The sequence below is a fragment of the Pseudomonas sp. NPDC088429 genome (assembly GCF_044753305.1).
Classification (GTDB): Bacteria; Pseudomonadota; Gammaproteobacteria; order Pseudomonadales; family Pseudomonadaceae; genus Aquipseudomonas; species Aquipseudomonas rustica.
The window spans coordinates 193,221-218,170 of the sequence record NZ_JBIVMX010000002.1; the positions used below are offsets into that span (position 1 = coordinate 193,221).

Sequence of the window (24,950 nt, forward strand, 5' to 3'; positions counted from 1 at the left end):
GGGACGGGTGAGGGCGTATATCCTTTAGCCCGTGAAATTTATTGCGACAGATGAACCGCCATCGCGAGCAGGCTCACTCCTACACTGTTCTGTGTTGACCACAAATCACTTGTAGGAGTGAGCCTGCTCGCGATTGGGATTTATCAGTCGCCACAGCACTTTTCTGGAACACCCATGCCCAACATCCTCCTGGTCGAAGACGACACCGCCCTCGCCGAACTGATTTCCAGCTACCTCGAACGCAATGGCTACAGCGTCAGCGTCATCGGCCGTGGCGATCACGTGCGTGAACGGGCGCGGATCAATCCGCCGGATCTGGTGATTCTCGACCTGATGCTGCCGGGGCTTGATGGCTTACAGGTCTGTCGCCTGCTGCGCGCCGACTCGGCGACGCTGCCGATCCTGATGCTCACCGCGCGCGATGACAGCCACGATCAAGTGCTCGGTCTGGAAATGGGCGCCGACGACTACGTCACCAAACCCTGCGAGCCGCGAGTCTTGCTCGCCCGCGTCCGTACGTTGTTACGGCGCAGCAGCCTAGGCGAACCGGTGACCGCCAACGACCGTATCTTGATGGGCAATCTGTGCATCGACCTGTCCGAGCGCACCGTGACTTGGCGCGATCAACCGGTGGAGTTGTCGAGCGGCGAATACAACCTGTTGGTGGTGCTGGCCCGGCATGCCGGTGAAGTGTTGAGTCGTGATCAGATTCTGCAACGCCTGCGCGGCATCGAATTCAACGGCACCGATCGTTCGGTGGACGTGGCGATTTCCAAGTTGCGTCGCAAGTTTGATGACCACGCCGGCGAGGCGCGCAAGATCAAAACCGTGTGGGGCAAGGGTTACCTGTTCAGCCGTTCGGAATGGGAATGTTGAGCTGATGTTTCGCATCCTGTTTCGCCTGTATCTGGTGACGATCATCTCGTACAGCGCGGCGATTTATCTGGTGCCGGATCTGGTGGTGATGGCGTTCCGCGAACGCTTTGTCACCTACAACCTCGATTATTCCCGTGGTCTGCAATCGTTGATCACCAAGCAGTTCCGCGCCGTACCGCAAGATCAGTGGCCGGCGCTGGCGCAGTCCATGGACAAAGACTTTCAGCCGCTGCACATCGTCCTCGCCCGTATTGATAGCGCCGACTTCACCGCCATCGAGCAGGAGCGCCTGCGCCGTGGCGAAAACGTCGTGCGCATCGGTGATTGGGGCTGGCGCACGCTGGCGGTGGCGCCGCTCAATGACGACGTTGCGGTGCAGATGGTGGTGCCGCCGGATCCGATGGACGTCAACTTGTTGTACTGGAGCATCAACGTGCTGATCGGCGCGTCGTTGCTCGCGTGTCTGTTGCTGTGGTTGCGCCCGCACTGGCGCGATCTCGAACGCCTCAAGGGTACTGCCGAACGTTTCGGCAAAGGCCATTTGAGCGAGCGAACGAAGATCGCCCGCAGCTCGAATATCGGCAGTCTGGCCAATGTGTTCGACACCATGGCCGGCGACATAGAGAACCTGCTCAATCAGCAACGTGACCTGCTCAATGCGGTATCCCACGAATTGCGCACACCGTTGACGCGTCTGGATTTCGGCCTTGCGTTGGCCTTGTCCGATGATCTGCCGGCCGCCAGCCGCGAACGTCTGCAAGGGCTGGTCGCGCACATTCGTGAACTCGATGAACTGGTGCTGGAGTTGCTCTCCTACAGCCGCTTGCAGAACCCGGCGCAGTTGCCGGAACAGGTCGAAGTCTCGCTGGATGAGTTTATCGACAGTATTCTGGGCAGTGTCGATGAGGAACTGGAATCGCCGGAAATCGTCATCGATGTGCTGTTGCACGGGCAGCTTGAGCGTTTTTCGCTGGATCCGCGCTTGACCGCTCGGGCGATCCAGAACCTGCTGCGCAACGCCATGCGTTATTGCGAGAAACGTATTCAGATTGGCGTGCAGGTCAAGGATGAAGGTTGTGAAATCTGGGTCGACGATGACGGTATCGGGATTCCGGATGACGAGCGTGAGCGGATTTTCGAGCCGTTCTATCGCCTTGACCGCAGTCGTGATCGCGCTACGGGCGGATTTGGTCTCGGACTGGCAATCAGTCGCCGGGCACTGGAAGCGCAGGGCGGTTCTCTGACGGTAGAGGCTTCGCCGTTAGGTGGCGCTCGCTTTCGACTTTGGTTGCCGTCGCTGACGTGATTTTTTCCGGCGGTTGACCGCTGGGTTTTTAAACACCCCTGTCAGATCTGACAGTTGCGGCCTTTGGTGTTAGGGGATTTGATGAAAGGGACAGGTTACTGCCCTGATCAATCCCGTCTCCTCGCAAAGGACTGAAGCCGATGGCCGCGCCTACTCTCGACAAGCCTAGTGTTCCCGGTATGAAAGAACCGGTAACTGCACCGCAACCGGTCGATGGCGCGGTGCAACTGGCGCTGACTCAGCTCAATCCCGAAGGCGTGAAGGTATTCATTCAACCATCGTTGAGCACGGCGGCGGATGACTCGCTGCTGTTGCGCCTGAACGGCGCGGTGGCTGATAAAAAAATCATTACGGCAGGCGAGGAGAGTCAGCAGGCGACCCTGTTTGTGCCGGCAAAGCTCTGGAAGGACGGGGTCAATACGCTTGAATACGGCTTTGAGCGGGCTGGTGTGGAGCACGAAACTTCGCATCCATTGCTGCTTTGGTTTCACAGCAAGCGTCCAGGCGGTGTGGATTTCGATCCGGGTAACGAGGGGCACTCGGAGCTGACGCTGCAGGTCGCGCAGTCAATCCGCGATGAGGGTGTGAACGCCGACCGAGCGCGCGATGGCGTCAACGTAAGTGTTTTTTATCCGCTGATGAGGCCGTTCGATACGATCCTGCTCGATTGCAACGGGGTGGTTTTGAAACACGCAGTGAATCAGGCGGAGGCCGACAACGGCCTGCCAGTGGCAATGACCATCGATGAAGCAACGTTCATTGCAGCGGGCGATCATCGGGATTTCCCGCTGAGTTACACCGTGTACGACTGTGCCGGGAACGGCCCGGACACCAACAATCCCGATTCAGCGGTGCAACATATCTATGTGAATCTCAAGGGCAATTGGTACGACCCACCGATTGTCAGTGAAGACCCGAACGATGCCGAGGATGATCCGGACACCATTGATTTGAGCAAGCTGGACGGCAATCCGGCCACTGCGCAGGTTTATGTGCCGCGCAGTTGGTTGAAGGACGATGAAATCCATCTGCGCTGCATCTTCCGTACCGCCGGTGGTGGCGAAGAAGCATTGACCCTGATCGAGAAAATCAAAAACACGCCGTTCATGTATTCAATCCCGGTACCTTATGCGCATTTCGCCGCTGCTGCAGGCGGCAAAGCGATTTTTCACTACACACGGATGAGCGGCGGTGTCTCGCTGGATCGTTCAGAAGCGCTGACGGTCAGCATCACCGGCTCAGCGGCCTCCGACCTGAAGCCGCCGACGCTGGTCGGCGCCGGCAGCGAAGTAGAACCGCTGGCATTTCCGGACGGCGTTACTGCGCGCGTGGACTACCCGGATGCACAGGACGGAGATCAGGCGCGCTTGGTGGTCGAGGGAAGGCCGCTGCTGGGTTCTCCGGTATTTGCACCCATCGGCTTCAATAAAAACAAGCGTGCCAACTTTTTGCTCAAGCCCGCAGTACTGGCTGCCAATCACGGTAGAACCGTCAAGCTGTACTGGGAATTGTTGCGCGCTGGAGGTTCACAACCATCAGTCGCCGCTGATGTCATCGTGCAGCCAATCGCGCACGGCCACTGGCAGCTGCCAGTACCTCGCATCGCCCAAGCCTTGGGTGACACGCTGGACATGGGGGCCTTCATCGGCCCCGCTCAGGCGGTCTGTAAGCCGTGGGCAGCGATGGCGGCCGGCCAATTACGCTGGTCTCGCCTGATCGGCATTGATCGCAGCGGTTCGCCGTACGAAATCCTGATTGCCAACGGTGCACCTGTGACGGCGCCGGAAGTGCTTGTAGGTCTGGACAATACGTTGCCCCGCGCAGAGCTTGAGAGATTCAAACCGGGCAGTGCGGTCACGCTGGAGTTGAAGGTGTCTTTCGACGGAAGCAAGGACGAGAGTGCGGCCGTGACGTACAAGACGATCGACTACAAAGTCTTCGACTCTCCCGCCACGCTGCTGGAGGATTTCACCAGCGCCAGCCCGCAAGCGGTGAAAGAGGGAGGCGTCATGGAAACGTCCAATCTCAAATTCACCTTCCAGTCAGGCGACGGCGAATGCGCAATCATGCAGCGTTGCGACATCGGCGAATCATTCCCCGGTCAGCTCGAAGGCCAAGTGCTGAGCATTGGTCGCGATGCGTTTGATCCGAAACCGGTCGTTGTAGAACTGGAATTGAAGAAGGCCTGCTCAAAAATCGGCTTCTATCATATGAGTGTCAACTTCGGTGACAGCTTTGCGGAATATTTCGCCGCTGACGGAGCGTTGCTCGGCAGCCAATTCCTCGGGGATTCATACAGCACTCCGGTAGGGGTTTCGTTAGTCGCAGCGGGAATCAAGTTCATCAAGATTACCTGTCCGACCGGAGACTGGTTCAGCCTCGACAACATTAGAGTCGAGTACTGATCAGTGACTTGGCCATGCCCGCCAGTTCGGAAGACGGGTTGTAACCGATGAGCATCCAGGCATGTTCGCGTTCGGTCCAATAGACGACGTTCATGTTGTGCCGGTGTTCCTGCGCGATTGGCCGACTGCCGCTGTTCGATCGCGTCACACACAGCGCCAGCGGCCCGTATCTGGCGTCGAGATAGACGATCTGCGCGATCGGCACGCCGTCGTATTCGAGGACTTGCGCGCGCCTGAATTCGGCACCTGGCAGTTTCAGTTTGGCCATTGAAAGGTTCAAACCCAATCGCTTGTCCACGGTCTGCAGTTGCGCCCGTTGCGTGGCGTCGTCGGTAGGCAAGTGCGCGAGCGTTTGCGGCACGTACAGCACCATGTAGTCACTGACCAGTTCACGCCAGTTGTGCGATTGTTTCGCTTGCCAACCGAGCACCAGGCGGTCAGCCAGTACGCCTGCGCCGACAAGCGCTGCCGCCGCCGCGCCGATGAACCAGCGTCGACTTATTCCCGGACGTCCTGGCGACGCGATCGCATCAAGCCGCGCTTGCAAACGCTCCATCGGTGCTTGTTGTGCGAGTTCGTCGTAGGCGTTTTTGTAGGGCAGGTTGCTGCGGGCGAGCCATTGCACGCGCAGATTGAGTAGCGGGTCATCAGCGATGGCGTCGTCGAGTTGGCGCCGGTAGTCCGCGTCGAGTTCATCGTCCAGATAGGCGACGAGTTGCTCATCCGAAGGCGTGTTCATGGGCGATCTCCTTCGGTGGCTTTCGGTACGGCTTGCAGCGGCGGGTATTCGGCGAGTTTCAGCCGTGCGGTGGCGAGGCGGCTCATCACCGTGCCAATCGGCACTTGCAGGATCTCGGCGACTTCGCGGTAAGACAATCCTTCGACGTAGGCCAAATACACGGTTTCGCGCTGGGTTTCGGGCAACGCATCAACGCGGCGAATCACTTGCGCAGCCATCACATGCGTCTGCGCCGCGTACTCGCCATCAAACGCCAGTTGCCCATCGGCATCGACCTGACCGGCGCCGTTGCGCACCCGACGCGCGCGCACTTCATTCAGCCAGATCGAATGCAGAATGCTCAGCAGCCAGCGATCCATGCGCGTGCCCGCCGCGTATTGAGCAGAACGCTCCAGTGCCCGCACACACGTCGCCTGCACCAGATCCTCGGCGACATGCCGATTGCGCGACAGCAGCAAACCGTAGCGCCATAATCGCGCCAGATGCTGTCCGAGTTCCGCTCTGAATGCCTGATCGCTGACGATGATGGCCTCCGCTGTGATAGGTCAGGTTTTTGATGAACCGTTGATGGCTTGCGCCAGATCCTGATATTCCTCGCAGGACGTGCCGCAAATCGATTTGATCTGCTGCAACTGTTCTTGCGCCAGGTCGACGCGGCCTTTGATCACATAGGCTTCGCCGAGGTATTCGCGCACTTGCGCGTACTGCGGATCGAGTTTCACCGACTGCAGGTAATAGCCGATGCCTTCGTCGGTGCGCCCCAATTTGCGCGTGGCGTAACCGCGATAATTGAGGGCTTTGGCGGTGTTCGGTTGTTGCAGTGTATCGAGCAGTGCCAGCGCTTCTTCGTAGCGCCCGTCCTTGGCCAGTCGATAGGCGTAGTCGGTGCGATCAGCGTCCGGCAACAGGCTGCTGGTTTGCAGCACGCATTTCTGCGACTTGCTGTCCCAGACCTGGCCTTTCGGGCATTCGGGCTTCTTCACCGGCTCGTCTTCATCACCGTTGGCGAAGGCCAAATGGCTGGACATCGCGGCGACCAGCAGCAACGGGGCGGCGAACATAACGGAACGGATAGTCATGGGCAAGGCTCCACAGGAGGTTATGTTTCACTTTGAACACCACAGCGTGAAATTTTATTCATTGCTTTGTCAGTGACTGTTCAAGTGAGGCACAAATTCCGGCGCTATGCTCGTGAGCGTCTGCCGTTGATCCGAAGCTCTGCCATATAGGGGACTGCCATGAACGATCAGCTCCATCACGCCACTGGCGGCTACAAAACCGCTGCCGATACCTACGTCAAAGGACGCCCGGATTACCCGCCACAAGTCAGCGACTGGCTGAGCGCAACGTTGGGGCTGGATAATCACCAAACCGTGATCGATCTGGGCGCCGGTACCGGCAAGTTCACTGGCCGGTTGGTAGCGACGGGCGCGCAGGTGATTGCCGTTGAACCGGTGGCGCAGATGCTGGAAAAACTCGCCGATGCCTGGCCGCAGGTGCTGGCTGTACACGGCACGGCGACAGATTTGCCCTTGCCGGATGCCTCGGTGGATGTGGTGGTCTGTGCGCAGGCGTTTCATTGGTTTGCCAGTGCAGAGGCGCTGACGGAAATCGCTCGGGTACTTAAGCCCGGCGGCAGGCTCGGGTTGATCTGGAACCTGCGTGATACGCGAGTCAGTTGGGTGCCGAAGCTGGACGCCATTGTCAATGCGCTGGAGGGTGATACGCCGCGTTATTACACCGGCGAATGGCGCAAGGCGTTTCCGCATCCGGCGTTTGGGCCGTTGCAGGTGCAACAGTTTCACAATGGTCATACCGGGGCGGCGGAGGATGTGCTGTTCAACCGGGTGCGCTCGACCAGTTTTATTGCCTCGCTGCCAGAGGCGCAGCGGGCGAGGGTGGATGAGCAGATTCGCGCGTTGATCCAGTCTGAGCCTGAGTTGCGGGGCAGGGATGTGGTGACGGTTCCCTACGAAACCGCAGCCTACATGACACGCAAGTCCCCGTAGGAGCTGCCGCAGGCTGCGATCTTTTGATCCTGTCTTTTTAAAAACAACAGCAAAAGATCGCAGCCTGCGGCAGCTCCTACGGGGTGGAGGGTTGCAGTACATCTCTTCAAGTCAGTCCCGCATTTGGCCGAACCGCCACCGTGATGCCTTGTTATAGTTCGGGCCTCATTTTCTGCCCGGTAAAGGATCACTGCCATGACTCAATACTCCGCCTTCAGCGTCGAACTGGCCGACAACATCGCCCATGTGCAGATCAATCGCCCGGAAAAGATCAATTCGATGAACGCGGCATTCTGGAGCGAGATCGTCGAGATCTTCCAATGGATCGACGACACTGACGAAGTGCGCGTGGTGGTGCTCAGCGGCAACGGTAAACATTTCTCCTCGGGCATCGATTTGATGATGCTCGCCGGCGTCGCCAATGAACTGGGCAAGGACGTCGGCCGCAACGCGCGCCTGCTGCGGCGCAAAATCCTCACCCTGCAAGCCTCGTTCAACGCCGTCGACAACTGCCGCAAACCGGTGCTCGCGGCGATTCAGGGTTACTGCCTGGGCGGTGCGATCGACCTGATCGCTGCCTGCGACATGCGTTACGCCGCCGAAGACGCGCAATTCTCGATCAAGGAAATCGATATCGGCATGGCCGCCGATGTTGGCACTTTGCAACGGTTGCCACGGATCATCGGTGACGGCATGCTGCGTGAGCTGGCCTACACCGGTCGCACCTTCGGCGCTGACGAGGCGCGCAGCATTGGCCTGGTCAATCGCGTTTACAGCGATAAAGACGCGCTGCTCGAAGGCGTGCTCGACATCGCTCGCGAAATCGCCTCGAAGTCGCCGATTGCGGTCACCGGCACCAAGGAAATGATCAGCTACATGCGTGACCATCGCATCGACGACGGCCTCGAATACGTTGCCACCTGGAATGCCGCCATGCTGCAATCCACCGACTTGCGCGTGGCCATGGCCGCCCATATGAGCAAACAGAAACCCGAATTCCTGGACTGAGAAACCATGACAGCTCGCTGGACCACTGCAGTACTCGACACCGATCAACCGGGCGGCTGGGCCGTCGCGCGCAGCCCGGAAGGCTTTCTGTTCGATGACAACGGCGCGCTGTTCCCCCGGGAATGGCTCAAGCGTCAGGACTTGTCAGTCCTCACCGAGCACGGCATTGGCCATCTCGACGGCGAGCCGGTGTATCTGTTGGAGTTGCGCAGCGCCAGCGAGGTGCCGGGGTGCATCTGGAAAGGTCTGCGGGCGTTCATGCTCGAGGGCGATCACACGATCTACAAAGTGCTCGGTTACGCCGCGCAGATTGGCACTTGGGCGCGCGAGCATCGATTCTGCGGAAACTGCGGACAGGCGATGACGCAAGTGCCGCGCGAGCGGGCGATGTATTGCCAGCCATGCGATCTGCGCAGCTATCCGCGCATTTCGCCGAGCATGATCGTGCTGATCACTCGCGGCGACGAGATTCTGCTGGCGCGCTCACCGCGTTTCGTCAGCGGGGTCTACAGCACGCTGGCCGGGTTTGCCGAGCCGGGCGAGTCGGCGGAAGAATGCCTGATTCGGGAAGTGCGCGAAGAAGTGCAGATCGAGGTGAAGAACATCGAGTATCTGGGCAGCCAGTGCTGGCCGTTCCCGCATTCGATGATGCTCGGCTTCCATGCCGAATATGCGGGGGGCGAGATTGTCTGTCAGGAAGACGAGATCGAGGACGCCCAGTGGTTCAACGTGCACGACCTGCCGCCGTTGCCGGCGTCCAAGTCGATTGCCCGTTACCTGATCGACGTCTACGTGGCGCGGCGCTTAGGCCACGCTGAACCAGTGCTGCCAGGCTAGGCGCACGGTCAGACCCAGCACCACGGTGATGAACACTGGGCGAATGAATTTGGCGCCGCCGCTGATCGCGGTGCGCGCGCCAAAGAACGCGCCGACCATCACCGACAGGCCCATGCTCAGGCCGATGATCCAGTCCACCTGCCCGGAAAACACGAACACCGACAGCGCCGCAATGTTGCTGACGAAGTTCATGCTGCGCGCCACGCCGCTGGCCTTGACCAGATCAATCGGGTACAGCAGCAGGCTGCTCACCGTCCAGAACGCGCCGGTACCGGGGCCGGCGACACCGTCGTAGAAACCGAGGCTGAAACCTTGGGTCGATTGCCATTTCTTTTTGATCGGCGCGTCGCTGTCCAGCGGTGCTTTTGGCGTGCCGCCGAACAACAGGTACAGGCCGCAAGCGAAGACGATCACCGGGAGCATCTTGTTCAGCCATTCAGCCGGCAGGTAATGGGCGACGACGGCACCGGTCAATGCGCCGACCAGTGTGCCGACAATGGCGTGAACCCATTGCCGTGGATGGAACAACTTGCGGCGGTAGAAGGTGAAACTGGCGGTGGCCGAGCCGAACGTCGAACTCAGTTTGTTGGTGCCCAGCACCAGATGTGGCGGCAGACCGGCCGTCAACAACGCAGGCGTGGTCAACAGACCGCCACCGCCGGCGATGGCGTCGATGAAACCGGCAACGAAAGCGACAAGGGCGAGAATCGCCAGGGTGGTGAGGTCAACGCTGAGTTCGAAGGGCATGGAATCGGCTTATTCGGCAGGGCGCAGAACGGGAGCTGCGGGGAGGGCGGTTATGTTACCTGTATCCAACTGTTGCGGCGACCCGTAAGGCCCAATCGCGAGCAGGCTCACTCCTACAGGGGAATGCATTTCAAATGTAGGAGTGAGCCTGCTCGCGAAGACGCCAGTCCGGCCCCCCATCACCCCACTGTTGCCCACCCAACATGCAGCCAACAAATCTCTTTCTGCAAAACATCTGCACAACCGACAAACCCAACAGAACCGGGCATTTTCAGGCTGGCACACTTGCTGCTCTACCTCTCCCATCTCCCAAAACATCCCGAGGACACGCCAATGAGCCAGCAACCCGTCAAATTTGCCTACTGGGTGCCAAACGTCAGCGGTGGGCTGGTGGTCAGCAAGATCGAACAGCGCACCGATTGGGGCATCGACTACAACCGCAAACTGGCGCAGATCGCCGAAGCCGCCGGGTTTGAATACGCGCTGACGCAGATCCGCTTCACCGCCGGTTACGGCGCCGAGTTTCAGCATGAATCGGTGGCGTTCAGTCATGCACTGCTGGCCGCGACGACCAAGCTCAAAGTCATCGCCGCGCTCCTGCCCGGCCCGTGGCAACCGGCGCTCGCGGCGAAGCAACTGGCGACCATCGATCAACTCACCAACGGCCGCATCGCGGTGAACATCGTCAGCGGCTGGTTCAAAGGCGAGTTTCAGGCGATTGGCGAGCACTGGCTGGAGCACGACGAGCGTTATCGTCGCTCCGAAGAATTCATTCGCTGCCTGCGCGGTGTGTGGAGTCAGGACAATTTCACCTTTCGCGGCGATTTCTACCGTTTCGACCATTACACCCTCAAGCCAAAACCGCTGGGTCGACCAGAGATTTTTCAGGGCGGCAGCTCGCGGGCAGCACGGGACATGGCCGCGCGGGTGTCGGACTGGTATTTCACCAACGGCAACAGCGTCGAAGGGATCAAGGCGCAGGTTGACGATATTCGTGCCAAGTCGGCGGCGAATAATCATTCGGTGAAGATTGGCGTCAATGCGTTCGTGATTGCCCGCGACACCGAAGAAGAAGCGCGAGCGGTGTTGGCGCAGATCATCGATCAGGCCGATCCGCAAGCGGTGAACGCGTTTGGCGATGCGGCGAAACAGGCGGGCAGGGCGTCGCCGGAGGGCGAGGGCAACTGGGCGAAATCGACGTTCGAGGATCTGGTGCAGTACAACGATGGCTTCAAGACCAATTTGATTGGTACGCCGTTACAGATCGCCGAGCGGATCGTAGCGTTGAAAACAGTGGGCGTGGATCTGGTGCTGGCGGGGTTTCTGCACTTTCAGGAAGAAGTGGAATATTTCGGTGAGCGGGTGTTGCCGCTCGTTCGCGAACTCGAATCCGAAAAAACCGCCGCCGTTGCCTGAACACCACAAATCCCCTGTAGGAGCTGCCGAAGGCTGCGATCTTTTGATGTTGTTTTTAAGATCAAAAGATCGCAGCCTTCGGCAGCTCCTACAGGGGACGGTGTTTACAGGCCCAGGTCGGACAGGCCTGGGTGATCATCCGGGCGGCGGCCCAGTGGCCAGCGGAATTTGCGTTCGCTCTCTTTGATCGGCAGGTCATTGATGCACGCATAGCGCTGGAACATCAGGCCTTGCTCATCAAACTCCCAGTTCTCGTTGCCATAAGAACGGAACCAGTTGCCCGCATCGTCGTGCCATTCATAGGCGTAACGCACCGCGATGCGCGTGTCGGAGTAGGCCCAGAGTTCTTTGATCAAGCGGTAATCCAGCTCTTTCGCCCACTTGCGCGTCAGGAAGGCTTTGGCTGCTTCGCGGTTGTCGGCGAACTCGGCGCGGTTGCGCCATTTGGTGTCGAGGGTGTAGGCCAGCGAAACCTTTTCCGGATCGCGGGAATTCCAGCCATCTTCGGCCAGACGCACTTTCTCGATCGCCGACTCGCGGTTGAAGGGTGGCAATGGCGGACGTACTTGCGCTGCAGTAGACATATCAGACTCCCGATAGGGTTTGCGGTTTAACAACAAGTCCGGCTTATAAAGGCATTACAGATCCAACAACTTTCGCGCCATGTTTTGTGCGTTATCGGCGGCACTGTGATCGCCCATCACCCGCGCGACGGTAATGGCGCCATCAATCAGGATCAGCAGCTGTCTGGCCAGTTGCTGCGGATCCGCGACGCCCTGTTCGGTACATAGCTCAACCACGTAGTCGAGCAGCTTCTGTTTGTGTTCCTTGGCGATCAGACGCACCGGATTCTGTGGATCACCGGTTTCGCCGCTGGTGTTGATGAAGGCGCAACCACGGAAACCTTCCGAGGCGAACCACTCCTTGAGCACGGTAAACAGGTTGAGCAGGCGATCGGCCGGGGTCTCGGCTTGATCAACGGCGTTTCGGTACCAGTGCATCCAGCGAATGTCGCGGCGTTGCAGAGCGGCGGCGACCAGTTGGTCTTTGTCCGCAAAATAACGGTAGATGCTTTTTCTCGAGACGCCGGCGGTTTTCACCAGGAGATCCATGCTGGTGGCAGCGATGCCACTTTTGTAGATCAGTTTTTCGGTGACGTCGAGGATGATGTCGCGGGTTTCGGTATTGATTGGTTCGTTCATGTGGCCAACAGTAGAACGGGCGTTCTCCTTTTGCAATTGTTTTTTAAGATCAAAAGATCGCAGCCTTCGGCAGCTCCTACACGGGCCAATGTAGGAGCTGCCGAAGGCTGCGATCTTTTGATCTGTTTGAGGGCTCTAACAAGACCCGAAGGATGCGATGGTGTAAGCTCTCGGGTTCTTCGGATTCGACCCATTGCGAGCCCTATGCCGTTGCTTTTCAAACGTTCCTTGCTGCCTAAACTGCGCAGCTTCCCGCTGACCGCCGAGGCCGTGACCATTTTGTCCGGCGCCGCCGAGTTCCGTCGTTGCCTGCTGGAAAAAATCGCTGCGGCGACCCAGCGCATCTACATCGTCGCGCTGTATCTGCAGCAAGACGAAGCCGGTCAGGAAATCCTCGATGCCTTGCACGCCGCGAAGCTCAAACGCCCTGAGCTGGAAATCGCCGTGGTCGTCGACTGGCTGCGCGCGCAGCGCGGGCTGATCGGTGCCGGCAAGCAGCCGGGCAATTCCGCGTGGTACCAGGAAATGACCCGTACGCACCAGAGCGAAGTGCCGGTGTACGGCGTGCCGGTGCAGACCCGCGAACTGTTCGGCGTTCTGCATTTGAAGGGCTTCGTGATCGACGATTGCGTGGTCTACAGCGGTGCGAGCCTGAACAACGTTTACCTGCACAAGTTCGACAAGTACCGGTTTGACCGTTATCACGTGCTGCAAAGCCACGAACTGGCGGACTCGATGCATCATCTGGTCAAGCACGGCCTGATCGAATCCAAAGCCGTGCATCGCCTCGACCTGCCGAACCTGCCGACTACGCGCAGCCTGCGCAACGACATCGGTGATCTGCGCAGCCGCCTCAAATATGCAACGTACGACACGGCCACTGGCAGCACCGCCAGAGACGGTCTGTCGGTGACACCGTTGCTCGGCGTCGGCAAGAACAACCCGCTGAACCGGGCGATTCTCGAACTGATCGCCAGCGCGCAGAAACAGCTGACCATCTGCACGCCGTACTTCAACTTGCCGCTGGGCGTGATCCGCGAGATCAACCGCGCATTGGCGCGGGGCGTGAAGATCGACATCGTGGTCGGCGACAAGACCGCCAACGACTTCTACATTCCGCCGAGCGAGCCGTTCAAGGTCATCGCCGCGCTGCCGTATCTGTACGAGATCAGCCTGCGCCGCTTTGCCAAACGGCATCAGCGCAATATCGACAGCGGCCAGTTGAACCTGCACCTGTGGCGTGATGGCGACAACACCTATCACCTCAAGGGCATGTGGGTTGATCAGCGTTATACGTTGTTGACCGGCAACAACCTTAATCCACGGGCGTTCCGTCTGGATCTGGAAAACGCGCTGCTGATTGAAGATCCGAAAGGCGAGTGGCTAGAGCCACGGGCGAAGGAGCTGGAAGAGATTTTCCGCCATACCACGCGGATCGACAGCTTTCAGAATCTTGAGACGTTGCCGGAGTATCCGGGCGCGGTGGCGAAGTTTCTCAAGCGCGTGAGTCGGGTGCGGATTGAGCGGTTGCTGTACCGGATTTTGTAAGGTTTTACATTTGTCGTGGTCATGCAGCCGCTATCGCGAGCAGGCTCACTCCTACAGGGGAACGCATTCCAAATGTAGGAGTGAGCCTGCTCGCGATGGGGCCTTGCTAGACGCTACAAAAAATCAATTCAGACCGAGCTTCCCACGCAACGTGGACAGGTCTTCCGCCAACGTATTCACCGGCCCGACCAGCGCTTTACGATCGTTATCCTTCACCTTGTCATACGTCTCAAATCCACCGTCCTTGGTCTTGTACTTGGCCAGAATCTTGTCGACCGTGGCGAAGTTTTTGTCGACCTTCGCGATGAACGCCTTGTCCTGCTTCTCAATCTGCGGACGGAACAAATCGACGATTTTCTTCGCGCCGTCGATGTTGCCCTGGAAGTCATACAGGTCGGTGTGGCTGTAACGGTCTTCCTCGCCGGAAATCTTGGTTGCAGCGACTTCTTCCAGCAACGCAGCAGCGCCACCCACGACTTTCTCAGGCGGGAAGGTCAGGCCAGCGACGCGGGTTTGCAGGTCTTTGACGTCGCTGTTGAGTTTGTCCGCCAGTTCGTTCAGGCCCTGGGTGCTTTTCTCCGAGAACAGCGTGTACTCGATGCGGTGAAAACCGGTGAAGTCATCAGCCTTCACACCTTTCTCGTGGTCGTCGACGCGGGAGTCGATGGACGCATCGAGGTCACTGAACAGCTCGGCAATCGGCTCGATCGACTCGTAGTAAACCCGGGTCGGCGCGTAGAGCTTTTGCGCGGTGGCCAGGTCGCCTTTTTTCACGGCGTCGGTGAACTGTTGGGTGTGGCTGCCCAGCTCATCGAGTTGCTCGGTGACGTAAATCTTGTAGTCAGACACCGGCCCGACCAGATCCAGCGGCGCTGTCGCGGCGAACGCCGACAGCGGGGTGTTGAGCAAACCAAGGGTCAGCAATAACGCGAGTGGCGTCTTCTTCATGGGGGCGGCTCCAGTGTTGAATGTTGTTTTTAGGCAGCGGTTTTGGGTTGTGTGGCGTTGAGCAGCGAGCGACCGATGAAATCCTTGTCGCCCGTAACACCCGGAAGGGTGAAGAAGTAACCGCCGCCGACCGGTTTTAGGTATTCCTCAAGCGGTTCGCCGTTGAGGCGGGTTTGCACGGTGATGAAGCCTTTTTCCAGATCGGCCTGGTAACAGATGAACAGCAGGCCCATGTCGAGCTGGCCGTTCTTGTTGACGCCGTTGGAATAGTTGAACGGCCGACGCAGGATCAGGTTGGCCTGGCTCGCAGCAGTGCGCGGGTTGGCCAAGCGAATGTGCGCGTCGAGTTTGGTCAGCTTGCCTTCCGGGTCTTTGTGATAGTCCGGGACTTCAGTTTCGTGTTTGCCACCGATAGGCGCGCCGGAGGTTTTCACCCGGCCGAGGATGCTTTCCTGTTCCTGCAACGGCGTGCGATCCCAGCGCTCGACGAAGTTGCGGATGATCCGCACCGCTTGGTAACTGCCGTGCGCAGCCCAGGCCGGTTCGTCGCTGCCCGGTTGCACCCAGACGATGGTGTCCATGGCTTTCGCATCGTTGGAATTCGGGTTGGCCGAGCCGTCGCGAAAACCAAGAAAGTTACGCGCCGACTGTGCCGGCACACCGGGTTTCGCCGGGGCTTGCGGCGGCACGCTGCCTTCCTGTTTCCAGCGCACCAGCAGCAAGTCGGGCAGGTTTTTGACGATGTCGCGCAGGGCGTGAATATTGGTGTCGGTGGTGTTGGAGCAAAACTGCAAACTCAGGTCGCCGTGGCAGCAATCGGCCTCCAGCGCATCGTTGGGGAAACCGACCATGCGTTGCAGGCGCTTGGGTTTGGCGTCGGCCAGACCGAAGCGCTCGTCGAACAGCGATTCGCCGACGGAAACGGTGATGGTCAGGTTGTCCGGCGTCACGTTCGGGCCGAGGATGCCGGAGTCCGGTGGCGGCAACTTCGGATCGATTTGCTCAACCGGGCCGCCCTTCATCAGGAAGGCGATGCGCTCGTTGAGGGTGCGAAACAGTCGCTCAAGGTCTTCGCGATCACTGGCCAACACGTCGAACGAAACGAGCATGCCCGACGCCGGGCGCGGGGTGACGATGCCGGTCTGGTGGACGCCGTGGAAATCGTGGCGGTCTTCGGTTTTGTCGCTGCTCGGCGCTTCGGTGACTTGCGCCGGCGCGGCGGCCATGGCCGGGCAGCTCAGGGCTGATCCGGCGAGGGCGACACCGGCGGCGCCCATGCCCATCAGGACACGGCGACGTTGCAAGTTGAGGGGTTCCAAATCTTTCATCGCGAATTCGTCTTCTGCTTACAGGCCGGAGAGGCCGAGGGCGGGATCAATGCCATCAAGCGCGTCGGCCAGAGCCTGGGCCTTGTCGGCGATCTGCTTGCGTTGTTCGCCGCTGACGGAGTCGTAGCTGGCGTAGCCGTCCTTGATCTTGTAGCTGTTGAGTTGTGTATCAAAGTCCGCCAGTGCCTTGTCGATTTTCGGCAGCAGGTCAGCGGCTGACTTGCTCAGCATTGGCCGCAGCAGATCGACGACTTTGTGCGCGGTTTCAGCATTCGCAGCAAAACCGTTGAGGTCGCTGTGGCTGTAGCGCTCCTCTTCACCGCTGGCAGCACGGACGTCGGCGAGGGTGTTGAGGTTGCGCACGACGATGTTCACCAGTTGCTCCGGTGGCAGCGATTGCGCGAGCAGTTGCTGTTTGAGCGTGGTGACGTCGCTGAGCAGGCGCTGGGCAACAGGCGTCAGCTCATCGAGTTGGCGCTGCTGGAACAGGCCGAATTCGAGGCGGTGGAAGCCGACGAAGGCCGGATCCTGCTCGCGTTTTTCGAAATAATCGGCGCGGGCATTGATGCTGTTGTCCAGTTCGGCCAAACGCTGCGCCGCCGGGGCCAGACGCTGATAAGCGGCACGGGCCGGCAGGTACAACGCCTGAGCCTGACTCAAATCACCGCTTTCAATCGCTTGATTGAGCGCGGTCACGGCTTTGATCAGCGCGCTGCTCTGGCTGGCCAGATAAACGCGGAATTCCGACAACGGCCCGACGAAAGCCACCATCGACGGCTTGGCTTTCGCTGCCGCATCAGAGGCGGCAGTCGGCGTGACGTGTAGGGTGCCGCGCGGGTTGCTCAGCAGGCCGCAGGTAATCGCGTAATCGCCGGGTTGCAGATTGGCGTTGATCACCTGGCTCAGGCCCGGCGCGATGTTCTCGCGCTCTTCGACAACCAGCACGCCGTCGAGGATTTCCCATTCCACCGCGCGGTCGGAGCGGTTGACGATACGGAAGCTGGCGCGGCCGGCCGGTACGGTCAGCGCATTCGGTTCGCAACTGCCCGGATGGATGTTCACCACCACTTCATCGTGGTTGTGCTGACGCTTGGCCGCAGCCATTTTCGAGGCGTACCAGAACAGGCCACCGGCGGCGATCATGATGACCACCGAACCGGCCACCGCCCAACGCAAGGCGCGGGGAGGGGAGGCCTGAGGAGTATTAGGCTTTGACATGAATGCCCTTATTGGCTGGAAACGGAAGACGATTGCGCGGCGGGTTTGGGCGCGGGAGCCGGAACCGGGTAAAAGAACATCACCAGCGCCACCAGCAGATAAAGCAGATAGGCACCGAGGGTGCTGACGGTCGGCGCATCCTGATAACCGAACATGCCGGCCAGCACCGAGCCCAACGGGCCATCCATCGGCAGCGTCGCGCTGAAGTCGAACAGCACGGTTTGCAGGTGATTCCACAGCCCGGCTTCATGCAGCGCCTGCACCGAGTTGGCGAGAATCCCCGCGGCGACCACCAGAATGAACAGGCCGGTCCACTTGAAGAATGCGGAAAGATTGAGGCGCATGCTGCCGCTGTAGATCAGGAACCCGACGATGATTGCCAGGATCAGGCCGAGCAGGGCGCCAATCGGCGCGCCCGGGCCTTCGCTTTGCTGGAATACCGCGAGCAGGAAGAACACCGTTTCCAGACCTTCGCGGGCCACGGCGAAGAAGACCATGGCGATCAGCGCAATGACCTGATGCTTCGAAGAAGTCAGCGCGTGATCGAGTGAGGCTTGCAGCGAATGTTTGATCGAGCGCGCGACTTTGCGCATCCAGAACACCATCGAACTGAGAATCCCCACGGCGACCAGCCCGACGATGCCTTCAAACAGTTCCTGCTGCTTTTGCGGGAATTCGGCGCTGACCAGTTCCAGACCACCACCAACCAGCAGGGCGAGGGCGGCAGCAAGGAAAACGCCGATCCACACGGCAGGCATCCACTGGCCACGGCCGGTTTGCTGGAGGTAACTGGCGATGATGCCAACGATCAGCGCGGCTTCAATGCCTTCGCGCAGCATGATCAGAAAAGGAACGAGCATTAGGTGTCCAACGAATTATTCTGAGGGGTTACAAGTTGTAACATAATGACAACCATTCTCACATGACAATCATTGACACAAACCTGAACAGAAGCTGAACAAAGTAAAGAACAACCATTCTCATGCGGGTGACACCGGAACTTTGTAGGAGCTGCCGAAGGCTGCGATCTTTTGATCTTGGTTTTGAAAATCAAAAGATCGCAGCCTTCGGCAGCTCCTACATAGGGTTTCGTGTGGCCTGAGGTAAGATGCGTGTCATCGAAAAAAAAACAGGAATACGCGCGTTCCATGTCGGAAAAAGACACCATCGCCGTTCAACTGGTGCGTGAAGCGCTGCTGCAAAGTTGCGCCCCGGGCGTGGCCACGGAAGAGGTCTTGAACAAGGTCGGGATTGATCCGGCGCTGCTGCAAACCGACCACGGTCGGGTGCCGGCCTCGCAATACGCCAAACTCTGGCGCCTGCTGGCCCGGCGCGGTGACGACGAATTTTTTGGCATGGATCCGCGCCGGCTCAAGTCCGGCAGTCTGGAATTCCTTTGTCGCAGCGCCATGGCGCAACCCACGCTGGCAGCGGGTTTGAGTACGGGTTTGAGTTTTCTCTCGCTGATGCTGGAGCGCATGCCAGCGCAGTTGGTACACCAGCAGAGCCTCGCCGAAATCGTTCTGCTTGAGGATGACCCCGAACCGCGTCGCGCCTTCACCTATTTCACTTACTGGATGATCGTCCACGGCGTCGCCTGCTGGCTGGCGGGGCGGCGGATTCCGATTCTAGCGATCGAATTGCGTTGCGCTGAGCCAGATTTCACCGATGACTATCGGGTGATGTTTTCCGAGAACCTGCGTTTCGATCGACCGCGCACGCGGATGATCTTCTCGGCGGATTGCCTCGATCTGCCGATCAAGCGGTCTGCCGAAGAGCTGAAACGCTTTCTGGCCCATGCGCCGGCGAACATTCTGGTGAAGTACCGCGATCCCGAGAGTCTGGCGAGTCGGATCAAGCAGGATTTGCGAGAGTTGCCGGCCGAGCAGTGGCCGGAAACCGAGGCCCTGGCGCAGCAATTGTGCATGTCGGCCTCGACCTTGCGCCGAAGACTGGCCGAGGAAGGGCAGACGTATCAGGGGCTCAAGGACAGCGTGCGCAAGGAGTTGGCGATTGTCTGGCTGGCGGAGCCTTCGATCAGTTTTGTCGAGATTGCCAGTCGGTTGGGGTTTGCCGATGCGAGTTCGTTTTATAAGGCGTTTCGTAAATGGTCGGGGTCGAATCCGGGGCACTATCGGACGCTAATCCTCAATGAGGTTGTCTGACCCGGCCTCTTCGCGAGCAGGCTCGCTCCTACATTTGAAAGGCACTCCCCTGTAGGAGCTGCCGAAGGCTGCGATCTTTTGATCCTGTTCTAAAAAAATCAACGTCAAAAGATCGCAGCCTTCGGCAGCTCCTACAGGGAGGGCGATGTTGAGCTGTCTTGGCCAAACCAGTCAGCCACTTTGATGGCTTTGACCATTGCCCCATCCCCCGCACAGCGCGACTATCCCTCTGTTGTTTACGGTTCCCAGCCTAATAAAAACACAGAGGGATTCTGGCAATGCGCGATTACTTGTCTGCCACCGCACAGTTCAACTATCAGCACACCGTGGATGCCGCGCTCAGCGGTACGCTGGAGGCGCTCAACGCCTGCGTCGAATGCTGCGACCGCCACGCCTTGCCCGGGCGCATTGCGCTGTTCTGGGAAGGCCGCGACGGCGCCAGTGCGACATACACCTTCAGCGACCTGCAGGACAAAGCTGCGCGTTTCGCCAATTTCCTTCTCGCTCAGGGCGTGCAGAAAGGTGACAAGGTCGCCGGCCTGCTGCCGCGCAACATCGAATTGCTCATCACCGTGCTCGCCACCTGGCGCATCGGCGCGGTCTATCAACCGCTGTTCACCGCGTTCGGCCCGAAAGCCCTCGAACATCGCCTGAACAGCTCCGGGGCCAAAGTCGTGGTCACCGATGCGGTCAACCGGCCGAAACTCGCTGAAGTCGCCGATTGCCCAACGCTGGTCACTGTCGGCGGCGCCAAAGGCCAGGGCATCGTCCGTGGCGATTTCAGTTTCTGGGCCGAACTGTCCAATTATTCCAACCTCTGCGAGCCAGTGCTGCTGACCGGCGAAGACCCGTTTCTGCTGATGTTCACTTCGGGCACCACTGGCCCGTCGAAAGCGCTGTCGGTGCCAGTCAAAGCCATCGTCGCGTTCCAGAGCTACACCCGCGATGCCGTCGATCTGCGCCCGGAAGATGCATTCTGGAACGTTGCCGATCCGGGCTGGGCCTACGGCATTTATTTCGGCGTCACCGGCCCGTTGTCGATGGGCCACCCGATCACTTTTTACGATGGCCCGTTCACCCTCGAAAGTACCTGCCGGGTCATCAATAAATACGGCATCACCAACCTCACCGGTTCGCCGACGGCTTATCGCTTGCTGATTGCTGGCGGTGACGAGTTCGCCAAATCAATCAAGGGCAAGCTGCGCATTGTCAGCAGCGCCGGCGAGCCGCTGAACCCGGAGGTGATCCGCTGGTTCGCCGACAACCTCGGCGTGGTTATTCACGATCACTACGGCCAGACCGAATTGGGCATGGTGCTGTGCAATCACCACGGCCTCGACCACGCGGTACACATCGGCGCTGCCGGTTTCGCCTCGCCGGGCCATCGCATTGTCGTGCTCGATGATCAGTACCACGAACTCGGTGTCGGCCAGCCCGGCATCCTCGCCATCGACCGCCCGCAATCGCCGATGTGTTGGTTCGGCGGCTACGAAGGCGCGCCGACCAAGGCCTTCGTCGGCGATTACTACTTGAGTGGCGACACCGTGGAATGGAACACGGACGGCAGCATCAGTTTCGTCGGCCGCAGCGATGACGTGATCACCACCTCCGGCTATCGCGTTGGCCCGTTCGACGTCGAAAGCGCACTGATCGAACATCCTGCAGTGGTCGAAGCGGCCGTCGTCGGCAAACCGGATCCGGAGCGCACCGAGCTGGTCAAAGCTTTTGTCGTGTTGAGTGCGCAATACCGCGCCGCGCCGGAGCTGGCCGAGGAACTACGGCAACATGTTCGCAAGCGTCTGGCGGCGCATTCGTACCCGCGTGAAATCGAATTTGTCAGCGAATTGCCCAAGACCCCGAGCGGCAAATTGCAGCGCTTTATCTTGCGCAACCAGGAAATCGCCAAGGCTCAAGAGGCCGCGGCGCATAACGTTTCAGCTTGAATCAGGAAAGACAGTCATGCAGATCGAGAACAAGGTTTTTATCGTCACCGGCGGTGCGTCTGGCCTAGGCGCGGCCACCGCTGAATTGCTGGTGAATGCCGGCGCCAAAGTGATGCTGGTGGACATGAACGCCGAAGCGGTTGCCGCCCAGGCTCAGCGTCTCGGTGCACAAAGTGTTGTTGCCGACATCAGCAACGAAGCCGCTGCCGAAGCCGCCGTGCAAGCGACCGTCGCCGCATTTGGCAGTCTCAATGGTCTGGTCAACTGCGCTGGCATCGTCCGTGGCGAGAAAATCCTCGGCAAGAACGGCCCGCATGCGTTGAGCAGCTTCGCGCAAGTGATCAACGTCAACCTGATCGGTAGCTTCAACATGCTGCGTCTGGCCGCTGCGGCGATTGCCGAATCCGAGGCAAACGCTGACGGCGAACGCGGCGTGATCATCAACACTGCCTCGGTCGCAGCATTCGACGGCCAGATCGGTCAGGCAGCTTACGCCGCATCGAAGGGCGCAATCGCCAGTCTGACTCTGCCCGCCGCCCGTGAACTGGCGCGCTTCGGCATCCGCGTGATGACCATCGCCCCGGGCATTTTCGAAACCCCGATGATGGCCGGCATGACCCCGGAAGTCCGCGACTCGCTGGCCGCCGGCGTACCGTTCCCGCCGCGTCTGGGCAAGCCTGCCGAATACGCTGCACTGGTTCGGCATATCATCGAAAACAGCATGCTCAACGGCGAGGTGATCCGTCTCGACGGTGCCTTGCGCATGGCCGCCAAGTAAGGAGGATTTGTCATGACTATTTCCAACGATCCGATTGTTATCGTCAGCGCTGTGCGCACGCCAATGGGCGGTTTTCAGGGCGAACTGAAAAGCCTCACCGCGCCGCAACTCGGTGCTGCGGCGATCAAGGCTGCGGTTGAGCGTGCCGGTGTCGCCAGTGATTCGGTTGATGAAGTGCTGTTCGGTTGCGTATTGCCGGCCGGCCTCGGTCAGGCGCCGGCGCGTCAAGCTGCGCTGGGCGCCGGGCTGGACAAGTCGACCCGTTGCACCACGGTCAACAAGATGTGCGGTTCGGGCATGGAAACCACGATTATCGCCCACGACATGCTGGTCGCCGGCAGTGCCGATGTGGTGATCGCGGGTGGCATGGAGAGCATGTCCAACTCGCCGTATCTGCTGGATCGCGCGCGCGCCGGCTACCGCATGGGCCATGGTCGCGTGCTCGACTCGATGTTCCTTGATGGCCTCGAAGACGCTTACGACAAGGGCCGCTTGATGGGCACCTTCGCCGAGGATTGCGCCGAGACCAATCACTTCAGCCGTGAGGCGCAGGACGCTTTTGCCATTGCCTCGACCACTCGCGCACAGCAGGCGATTCAGGACGGCAGCTTCAAGGACGAAATCGTCCCGCTGACTGTGACCGTCGGCAAAGAGCAGGTGCTGATCAGCAACGACGAGCAGCCACCGAAAGCCAAACTGGACAAGATCGCCTCGCTGAAACCGGCGTTCCGCGAAGGTGGCACGGTGACGGCAGCGAACTCCAGTTCGATTTCCGATGGCGCGGCGGCGTTGGTGCTGATGCGTCAATCGCAGGCGCAGAAGCTGGGTTTGAAACCGCTGGCGGTGATTCATGGTCATGCTGCATTCGCCGACACCCCCGGCTTGTTCCCGGTGGCGCCGATTGGGGCAATCAAGAAGTTGATCAAGAAGACCGGTTGGTCGTTGGGTGATGTCGACTTGTTCGAAGTGAACGAAGCGTTTGCCGTGGTTGGCATGGCGGCGATGACGCACCTGGAAATCCCGCATGACAAGTTGAATGTGCATGGCGGTGCGTGTGCGCTCGGCCATCCGATCGGTGCTTCCGGTGCGCGGATTCTGGTGACGCTGCTGTCGGCCCTGCGCCAGCGAAACCTCAAACGCGGTATCGCTGCGATCTGCATTGGCGGCGGCGAAGCTACGGCCATGGCCGTGGAATGCCTCTACTAAACACACCACCCCTGTAGGAGCTGCCGCAGGCTGCGATCTTTTGACTTTGATTTTTGGAAAACAAAAGCAAGATCAAAAGATCGCAGCCTGCGGCAGCTCCTACAAGGGATTGTGGAAACCCGGATTTAAGGATTCACCATGATTCCCAACGAAGACCAGACCCAGATCCGCGACATGGCCCGGCAGTTCGCCGAGGAACGCCTCAAGCCGTTCGCCGCCGAGTGGGATCGCGAGCACCGTTTCCCCAAGGAAGCCATCGGCGAAATGGCCGAGCTGGGCTTCTTCGGCATGCTCGTGCCGGAGCAGTGGGGCGGTTGCGACACCGGCTACCTGGCCTACGCCATGGCCCTGGAAGAAATCGCTGCCGGTGACGGTGCCTGCTCGACGATCATGAGTGTGCACAACTCCGTCGGCTGCGTGCCGATCCTCAAGTTCGGCAACGACGATCAGCGCGAACGCTTCCTCAAACCGCTGGCCAGCGGCGCCATGCTCGGTGCCTTCGCGTTGACCGAACCGCAGGCCGGTTCCGACGCCAGCAGCCTGAAAACCCGCGCGCGTCTGGACGGCGATCACTACGTGCTGAACGGTTGCAAACAGTTCATCACGTCCGGGCAGAACGCCGGGATCGTCATCGTCTTTGCCGTGACCGATCCGAGCGCTGGCAAGCGCGGCATCAGCGCGTTTATCGTGCCGACTGATTCGCCGGGCTACAAAGTTGCGCGGGTCGAAGACAAGCTCGGCCAGCACGCCTCCGACACCTGCCAGATTCTTTTCGAAGACGTGCAGGTGCCGGTGGCCAACCGTTTGGGCGAGGAGGGCGAGGGCTACAAAATCGCTCTGGCCAACCTTGAAGGTGGCCGTGTCGGCATCGCTTCACAATCGGTGGGCATGGCCCGTGCCGCATTTGAAGCCGCGCGTGATTACGCCCGCGAACGTGACACCTTCGGCAAGCCGATCATCGAACATCAAGCCGTCGCGTTCCGTCTCGCCGACATGGCCACGCAAATTGCCGTCGCCCGGCAGATGGTGCATTACGCGGCGGCCCTGCGTGACAGCGGCCAGCCGGCGTTAGTCGAGGCGTCGATGGCCAAACTGTTCGCTTCGGAAATGGCTGAGAAGGTCTGCTCGATGGCATTGCAAACCCTCGGCGGTTACGGTTATCTCAACGACTTCCCGCTGGAACGCATCTACCGCGACGTGCGTGTCTGCCAGATCTACGAAGGCACCAGCGACATTCAGCGCATGGTCATTTCGCGCAATCTCTGACAAGG

Annotated in this window: 23 protein-coding genes; 13 read left to right on the forward strand and 10 right to left on the reverse strand. The window is 59.6% G+C overall.

Translation table 11 applies throughout. The features are described from left to right. Window positions 1-174 precede the first annotated feature (174 nt). From ACIP66_RS02405 to ACIP66_RS02415, 3 genes are all read left to right on the forward strand, one after another. Window positions 175-876, forward strand: coding sequence for a response regulator transcription factor (locus ACIP66_RS02405; RefSeq protein WP_053120306.1), 702 nt, complete (start codon window positions 175-177; stop codon window positions 874-876). Window positions 877-880: 4 nt separating this feature from the next. Then, window positions 881-2,182 carry an ATP-binding protein gene (locus ACIP66_RS02410; RefSeq protein ID WP_400644980.1) on the forward strand — a complete coding sequence of 434 codons (1,302 nt, stop codon included), beginning with the start codon at window positions 881-883 and terminating at the stop codon, window positions 2,180-2,182. Between the two features lie 140 nt (window positions 2,183-2,322). After that, the gene (locus ACIP66_RS02415) at window positions 2,323-4,587 is read left to right on the forward strand and encodes a hypothetical protein (protein ID WP_400644982.1); all 2,265 of its coding nucleotides are present in this window, start codon (window positions 2,323-2,325) and stop codon (window positions 4,585-4,587) included. Here the strand turns inward: ACIP66_RS02415 and ACIP66_RS02420 are convergent. From ACIP66_RS02420 to ACIP66_RS02430, 3 genes are all read right to left on the reverse strand, one after another. Next, window positions 4,571-5,326, reverse strand: a complete 756-nt coding sequence (locus ACIP66_RS02420; RefSeq protein WP_400644984.1) for an anti-sigma factor family protein — start codon at window positions 5,324-5,326, stop codon at window positions 4,571-4,573. The two genes, ACIP66_RS02415 and ACIP66_RS02420, sit on opposite strands and share 17 nt — an antisense overlap. Beyond that, complete coding sequence (locus ACIP66_RS02425; protein ID WP_371262375.1) at window positions 5,323-5,808, reverse strand: sigma-70 family RNA polymerase sigma factor; 486 nt, start codon at window positions 5,806-5,808, stop codon at window positions 5,323-5,325. The genes ACIP66_RS02420 and ACIP66_RS02425 overlap by 4 nt, the downstream gene beginning before the upstream one ends. Window positions 5,809-5,871: 63 nt before the next feature. Continuing rightward, window positions 5,872-6,405, reverse strand: coding sequence for a tetratricopeptide repeat protein (locus ACIP66_RS02430; RefSeq protein ID WP_400644987.1), 534 nt, complete (start codon window positions 6,403-6,405; stop codon window positions 5,872-5,874). Window positions 6,406-6,564: 159 nt separating this feature from the next. Here ACIP66_RS02430 and ACIP66_RS02435 point away from each other — a divergent pair, with 159 nt between their 5' ends. The 3 genes from ACIP66_RS02435 (at window position 6,565) to nudC (ending at window position 9,180) form a co-directional block, all read left to right on the forward strand. After that, the gene (locus ACIP66_RS02435) at window positions 6,565-7,335 is read left to right on the forward strand and encodes a class I SAM-dependent methyltransferase (RefSeq protein ID WP_400644989.1); all 771 of its coding nucleotides are present in this window, start codon (window positions 6,565-6,567) and stop codon (window positions 7,333-7,335) included. Between the two features lie 195 nt (window positions 7,336-7,530). Continuing rightward, the gene (locus ACIP66_RS02440) at window positions 7,531-8,343 is read left to right on the forward strand and encodes a crotonase/enoyl-CoA hydratase family protein (protein WP_077572777.1); all 813 of its coding nucleotides are present in this window, start codon (window positions 7,531-7,533) and stop codon (window positions 8,341-8,343) included. Between the two features lie 6 nt (window positions 8,344-8,349). Then, complete coding sequence (gene nudC, locus ACIP66_RS02445) at window positions 8,350-9,180, forward strand: NAD(+) diphosphatase (RefSeq protein ID WP_400644992.1); 831 nt, start codon at window positions 8,350-8,352, stop codon at window positions 9,178-9,180. Here nudC and ACIP66_RS02450 read toward each other — a convergent pair. Continuing rightward, window positions 9,148-9,927, reverse strand: a complete 780-nt coding sequence (locus ACIP66_RS02450) for a TSUP family transporter (protein ID WP_053120291.1) — start codon at window positions 9,925-9,927, stop codon at window positions 9,148-9,150. The genes nudC and ACIP66_RS02450 overlap by 33 nt on opposite strands. Before the next feature lie 333 nt (window positions 9,928-10,260). Between ACIP66_RS02450 and sfnG the strand changes: the two genes are divergently transcribed. Next, window positions 10,261-11,343, forward strand: a complete 1,083-nt coding sequence (gene sfnG, locus ACIP66_RS02455) for a dimethylsulfone monooxygenase SfnG (protein ID WP_400644994.1) — start codon at window positions 10,261-10,263, stop codon at window positions 11,341-11,343. Between the two features lie 104 nt (window positions 11,344-11,447). On the opposite strand, the gene ACIP66_RS02460 is transcribed toward sfnG, so the two are convergent. Next, the gene (locus ACIP66_RS02460; protein ID WP_400644996.1) at window positions 11,448-11,927 is read right to left on the reverse strand and encodes a DUF1348 family protein; all 480 of its coding nucleotides are present in this window, start codon (window positions 11,925-11,927) and stop codon (window positions 11,448-11,450) included. A gap of 54 nt (window positions 11,928-11,981) precedes the next feature. Then, the gene (locus ACIP66_RS02465) at window positions 11,982-12,545 is read right to left on the reverse strand and encodes a TetR/AcrR family transcriptional regulator (protein WP_053120283.1); all 564 of its coding nucleotides are present in this window, start codon (window positions 12,543-12,545) and stop codon (window positions 11,982-11,984) included. Between the two features lie 204 nt (window positions 12,546-12,749). Between ACIP66_RS02465 and pssA the strand changes: the two genes are divergently transcribed. Next, the gene (pssA, locus tag ACIP66_RS02470; protein ID WP_400644998.1) at window positions 12,750-14,093 is read left to right on the forward strand and encodes a CDP-diacylglycerol--serine O-phosphatidyltransferase; all 1,344 of its coding nucleotides are present in this window, start codon (window positions 12,750-12,752) and stop codon (window positions 14,091-14,093) included. 123 nt (window positions 14,094-14,216) lie between these two features. Here pssA and efeO (ACIP66_RS02475) read toward each other — a convergent pair whose 3' ends face one another. From efeO (ACIP66_RS02475) to efeU, 4 genes are read right to left on the reverse strand one after another with little or no spacing between them, the layout of a single operon-like run. After that, on the reverse strand, window positions 14,217-15,041 hold the full coding sequence (efeO, locus tag ACIP66_RS02475; protein WP_053120279.1) for an iron uptake system protein EfeO: 825 nt from the start codon (window positions 15,039-15,041) through the stop codon (window positions 14,217-14,219). Between the two features lie 29 nt (window positions 15,042-15,070). Next, a complete protein-coding gene (gene efeB / locus ACIP66_RS02480; protein ID WP_400645001.1) occupies window positions 15,071-16,369 on the reverse strand; it encodes an iron uptake transporter deferrochelatase/peroxidase subunit in 1,299 nt (432 codons plus the stop codon). An 18-nt stretch (window positions 16,370-16,387) separates the two neighbouring features. After that, a complete protein-coding gene (gene efeO / locus ACIP66_RS02485; protein ID WP_400645003.1) occupies window positions 16,388-17,587 on the reverse strand; it encodes an iron uptake system protein EfeO in 1,200 nt (399 codons plus the stop codon). Between the two features lie 8 nt (window positions 17,588-17,595). Continuing rightward, entirely contained in the window at window positions 17,596-18,447 is an 852-nt protein-coding gene (gene efeU, locus ACIP66_RS02490; protein ID WP_282358851.1) for an iron uptake transporter permease EfeU, read from the reverse strand. A gap of 288 nt (window positions 18,448-18,735) precedes the next feature. Here efeU and ACIP66_RS02495 point away from each other — a divergent pair, with 288 nt between their 5' ends. The 5 genes from ACIP66_RS02495 (at window position 18,736) to ACIP66_RS02515 (ending at window position 24,945) form a co-directional block, all read left to right on the forward strand. Next, entirely contained in the window at window positions 18,736-19,752 is a 1,017-nt protein-coding gene (locus tag ACIP66_RS02495) for an AraC family transcriptional regulator (protein ID WP_400645160.1), read from the forward strand. Window positions 19,753-20,030: 278 nt separating this feature from the next. Continuing rightward, window positions 20,031-21,695 (forward strand): AMP-binding protein, encoded by a 1,665-nt coding sequence (locus ACIP66_RS02500; RefSeq protein WP_400645006.1) that lies wholly within the window; start codon window positions 20,031-20,033, stop codon window positions 21,693-21,695. Window positions 21,696-21,711: 16 nt separating this feature from the next. After that, entirely contained in the window at window positions 21,712-22,473 is a 762-nt protein-coding gene (locus ACIP66_RS02505; RefSeq protein WP_053120266.1) for an SDR family NAD(P)-dependent oxidoreductase, read from the forward strand. A gap of 12 nt (window positions 22,474-22,485) precedes the next feature. Then, window positions 22,486-23,679: an acetyl-CoA C-acyltransferase gene (locus ACIP66_RS02510; RefSeq protein ID WP_400645008.1), complete on the forward strand. Its 1,194-nt coding sequence runs from the start codon at window positions 22,486-22,488 to the stop codon at window positions 23,677-23,679. A 138-nt stretch (window positions 23,680-23,817) separates the two neighbouring features. Then, entirely contained in the window at window positions 23,818-24,945 is a 1,128-nt protein-coding gene (locus ACIP66_RS02515) for an acyl-CoA dehydrogenase (RefSeq protein WP_400645011.1), read from the forward strand. Window positions 24,946-24,950 lie beyond the last annotated feature (5 nt).